Below are 3,804 nucleotides of genomic sequence, written 5' to 3'. Positions count from 1 at the left end.
TGGCATATAGCAAAAAGGCGCCTTTAGGGCGCCTTTCTACATTGGTGGGTCGTGCAGGATGACTCGGCTGAAGCCTCGCCCTTCGGGTCGTTGCCTTTGGCAACGCTGTCTCTCTTCGTTCGACCCGACCTGCTGCAGGTTCGAACCCTGCCCGAATGGCAAATAGCAAAAAGGCGCCTTTAGGGCGCCTTTCTACATTGGTGGGTCGTGCAGGATTCGAACCTGCGACCAATTGATTAAAAGTCAACTGCTCTACCAACTGAGCTAACGACCCACTTTTGCGCTGTCAGAACGTTTTAACATATGTCCCGGCAACGGCGGCATATATTACTGATTTGACGTTTCAGCGCAACCACTATTTTCAGATAACTTGTTCAACTGCCTGACTTTCACCCGACCGGACCAGAAATCATTCGATAACTGGTCAAAGTACGTCACTTACAGCGCGGCAGCGCGTTTCTGCGCCTGTTTTGCTGCATCGGTGTTTGGGTACTGTTTGACCACCTGCTGGAAGACGGCTTTCGCTTTCGCGCTGTCACCTTTCTCCTGCATGATCACCCCAACCTTATACAGCGCATCGGCACTTTTCGGTGACTTTGGATAATTTTTAACCACGGTGGCAAAATAATAGGCCGCGTCGTCTTTTTTGCCTTTGTTGTAATTCAACTGACCCAGCCAGTAATTCGCGTTCGGCTGGTAGGTTGAATCCGGGTATTTCTTCACAAAGGCCTGAAAAGCGGTGATAGCCTGCTCATTCTGCTTTTTCTCCAGCACCAGAGCCACAGCCGCATTGTAATCGGTGTTAGCGTCACCGCTCTGCACCGGTGCAGAACTGTTACTGGCTGCTGCTGAGTTATCAGCCGCTCCAGCAGCAGCACCCGCAGCGGCGGCGTCGCCACCGGCAGCGGGCGCACTGGCATTACTGCCGCTGCTGAGGCTGTCAATCTGCTGATAGAGACCTTTCTGACGCTCGGTGACCTGATTCAGCTGATACTGGTTTTCCTGAATCTGTCCACGGAGAGAGTCGATATCGCGCTGAGTGTCGGAGAGCTGCTGCTGAAGTTGCTGAAGAAGTTGCCCCTGAGCATTAGAAATGCGCTCAAGAGTGGTGACACGGTCTTCGACCGAGCCTGAGCCAACGTTACTGATTGACGCCTGGGCATTAGCGGCCCAGGGGGCCGCTACGCCAACCAGTAACGACAGACCCAACAAGTGAAGTCTGAAGTTACTAATCATGTGATTCTCTTAGTAAACCAGTACGGCACGACGGTTTTTGGCGTAAGCCGCTTCGTCGTGACCCAGTACAGCTGGCTTCTCTTTACCGTAAGAAACGATAGAGATCTGGTCAGCAGAAACACCTTTACCCTGCAGGTACATTTTAACTGCAGTAGCACGACGCTCGCCCAGGGCGATGTTGTACTCTGGCGTACCGCGCTCATCCGCGTGACCTTCAACAGTCACTTTGTAAGATGGGTTGTTACGCAGGAAGGTGGCGTGCGCGTCCAGCATCTGAGCGAACTCAGACTGGATGTCGTACTTGTCCAGGCCAAAGTAAACGATGTTGTTTTTCTGCAGTTCCTGCATCTGCAGGCGAGCCTGCTCGTCAGAAGACATGTTACCGCTGTTCATGCCGCTGTTTGCAGAACCATCGCCCATACCGTTGGTCTGGTCGTTGTTATTGTTTTTGTGTGAGCTACATGCAGCCACTGCGATTACTGGCAGTGCCAGCATTAAGCCTTTCAGCACTTTGTTCAGTTGCATTTCTACAATCCTATTATTGTTTGCCATACATATTTACACATGCATCACAGATACGGCGACCAGGCAGGGAATTTGACCTGTCCATCGGTTGCCGGAAGACGCGCTTTGAAACGCCCATCAGTCGACACAAGCTGCAGAACGGAACCCATACCCTGAGTAGAGCTGTAGATTACCATGGTGCCGTTTGGTGCGAGGCTTGGCGTTTCATCCAGGAACGTGTCCGTTAATTGTTGAACGGCTCCCGTTTCCAGATCCTGTCTGGCGACGTGCTGTGCACCGCCATTGGTGCTGATCATCACCAGTGATTTACCATCAGAGCTCACATCAGCATCCTGGTTCTGGGAACCTTCCCAGGTCAGACGCTGCGGCGCACCGCCGTTAGCACTGATTTTATAGATTTGTGGACGTCCCGCCTGGTCAGAGGTATAGGCCAGACTCTGGCTGTCCGGGAACCAGGTCGGTTCGGTACTGTTATAACGACCGTCGGTGATCTGGTTGATCTGACCAGAGGCCAGGTCCATCACGTACAGATTCAGGCTGCCTGTTTTCGACAGAGCGAAGGCCAGCTTGCTGCCATCCGGAGAGAACGACGGTGCGCCGTTATGGCGTGGGAAGGAAGCCACCTGCTTAATCGCACCGTTAGCCAGCGTCTGCACCACCAGTGCAGATTTACCGCTTTCAAAGGTGACATAAGCCAGTTTGCTGCCGTCTTTTGACCAGGCCGGAGACATCAGAGGCTGCGGTGAACGGTGAACGACAAACTGGTTGTAGCCATCGTAATCCGACACGCGCAGCTCATACGGGAACTGACCGCCATTGGTCTGCACCACATAAGCAATACGGGTACGGAACGCACCTTTAATACCGGTCAGCTTTTCAAAAGATTCGTCACTGGCAGTGTGAGCCGCATAGCGCAGCCACTGCTTGGTGACTTTATACTGGTTCTGCGCCAGAATCGCCCCAGGATTACCGGAGGTGTCCACCAGCTGGTAAGAAACCAGGTAGCTGCCGTCGGCACCAGGCTGAACCTGACCGACCACTACCGCATCAATACCCAACGCAGTCCACGCCGCTGGCTGCACTTCCGCCGCCGTAGCTGGCTGCTGTGGCAGACGGGCACGATCAATCGGATTAAATTTACCGCTGTTACGTAAGTCAGCCGCAATGATGCCGCCGATATCTTCCGGAGCCGCGCCCGGACCATCCCATTTGAATGGCACCACGCCGATAGGCCGCGCGGTGTTCACACCCTGGGTAATTTCAATGCGAACTTCTGCATGCGCAACTGCGACAAACAGCAGTAAGAAACTCAGTGCTACACGAAATGCCTGCTTCATCTTTTCTCCCTTACCTGAACGCAACGTCCACGATAATTAGCAGTGTTCCAACGAACCAATAGTGCATCTATAGAGTACGGCATGTTGACCTTAGTTCAACCTGCCGGGTGTTACCGAATTATTGAGGCTTGAATTCTAACGTTGCATCTTTTACTGCCTGATAAACATCAGCACTTGGCGGTTTAGGGATCTTCGCCATATGGGCTGCGTTAATCGCGGCCTGACACAGTGCAGCATCGCCACCCGCTGCCGTGGCAGAGATTAGCAGGCCGTCCGGAGCCAGTTTGATGTGAACATCACAGGTACGGCCTTTGAATGTATCCGCATCATAAAACTTACTCTGGATCGCGCCCTGCACCTGACCGAGATAGCTGTCGATAGCCGCGCCTGAAGCACCCGCTTTCTTCTGATTTCCCTGCCCTGCTGCAGCGCCACCCGCTTTACCTTCTTTCGGCGCATTCTTGCCGGAAGCGAGGCCACCAAGCAGATCGTTAACATCACTGCTGTCTTTAGCGGCTTCAGCTGCTGCTTTTGCTTTAGCCGCTGCGGCTGCTTTCGCTTTGGCTGCGGCGTCGGCTTTTGCCTTAGCGGCAGCTTCAGCTTTTTCTTTCGCTTCTGCTGCGGCCTTCTCCTTAGCCTCTTTAGCATCCTGCGCAGCCTTAGCTTTTGCTTCCTGAGCCGCTTTCGCCTGCGCTTCCGCTGCTTT

4 protein-coding genes, 1 tRNA gene and 1 other RNA gene are annotated in these 3,804 nt (G+C 53.5%); all 6 read right to left on the bottom strand.

What is annotated here, in order from left to right; all coding sequences use genetic code 11:
- Positions 1-42: 42 nt before the first annotated feature.
- A non-coding RNA gene (locus GSQ70_RS00860) (RtT sRNA) lies at positions 43-167 on the bottom strand.
- 31 nt (positions 168-198) lie between these two features.
- Positions 199-274, bottom strand: a tRNA-Lys gene (locus tag GSQ70_RS00855).
- Positions 275-438: 164 nt separating this feature from the next.
- Positions 439-1,236, bottom strand: coding sequence for a cell division protein CpoB (gene cpoB / locus GSQ70_RS00850; RefSeq protein WP_158780503.1), 798 nt, complete (start codon positions 1,234-1,236; stop codon positions 439-441).
- 9 nt (positions 1,237-1,245) lie between these two features.
- Complete coding sequence (gene pal / locus GSQ70_RS00845; protein WP_158780502.1) at positions 1,246-1,761, bottom strand: peptidoglycan-associated lipoprotein Pal; 516 nt, start codon at positions 1,759-1,761, stop codon at positions 1,246-1,248.
- A gap of 44 nt (positions 1,762-1,805) precedes the next feature.
- A complete protein-coding gene (gene tolB, locus GSQ70_RS00840; RefSeq protein ID WP_158780501.1) occupies positions 1,806-3,098 on the bottom strand; it encodes a Tol-Pal system beta propeller repeat protein TolB in 1,293 nt (430 codons plus the stop codon).
- Positions 3,099-3,216: 118 nt separating this feature from the next.
- A partial coding sequence (gene tolA, locus GSQ70_RS00835) for a cell envelope integrity protein TolA (RefSeq protein WP_158785160.1) occupies positions 3,217-3,804 on the bottom strand: 588 nt, incomplete at its 5' end.

This window comes from Pantoea sp. BAV 3049, from assembly GCF_009765445.1.
Lineage (GTDB): Bacteria > Pseudomonadota > Gammaproteobacteria > Enterobacterales > Enterobacteriaceae > Erwinia.
The sequence above is the reverse complement of the archived record's forward strand: the minus strand, read 5'-3'. Positions and strand labels throughout refer to the sequence as shown.

Bases quoted from the DNA above. Each gene is read 5' to 3' on its own strand.
- tolB (WP_158780501.1), bottom strand. From the start codon at position 3,098: ATGAAGCAGGCATTTCGTGTAGCACTGAGTTTCTTACTGCTGTTTGTC.
- pal (WP_158780502.1), bottom strand. From the start codon at position 1,761: ATGCAACTGAACAAAGTGCTGAAAGGCTTAATGCTGGCACTGCCAGTA.
- cpoB (WP_158780503.1), bottom strand. From the start codon at position 1,236: ATGATTAGTAACTTCAGACTTCACTTGTTGGGTCTGTCGTTACTGGTT.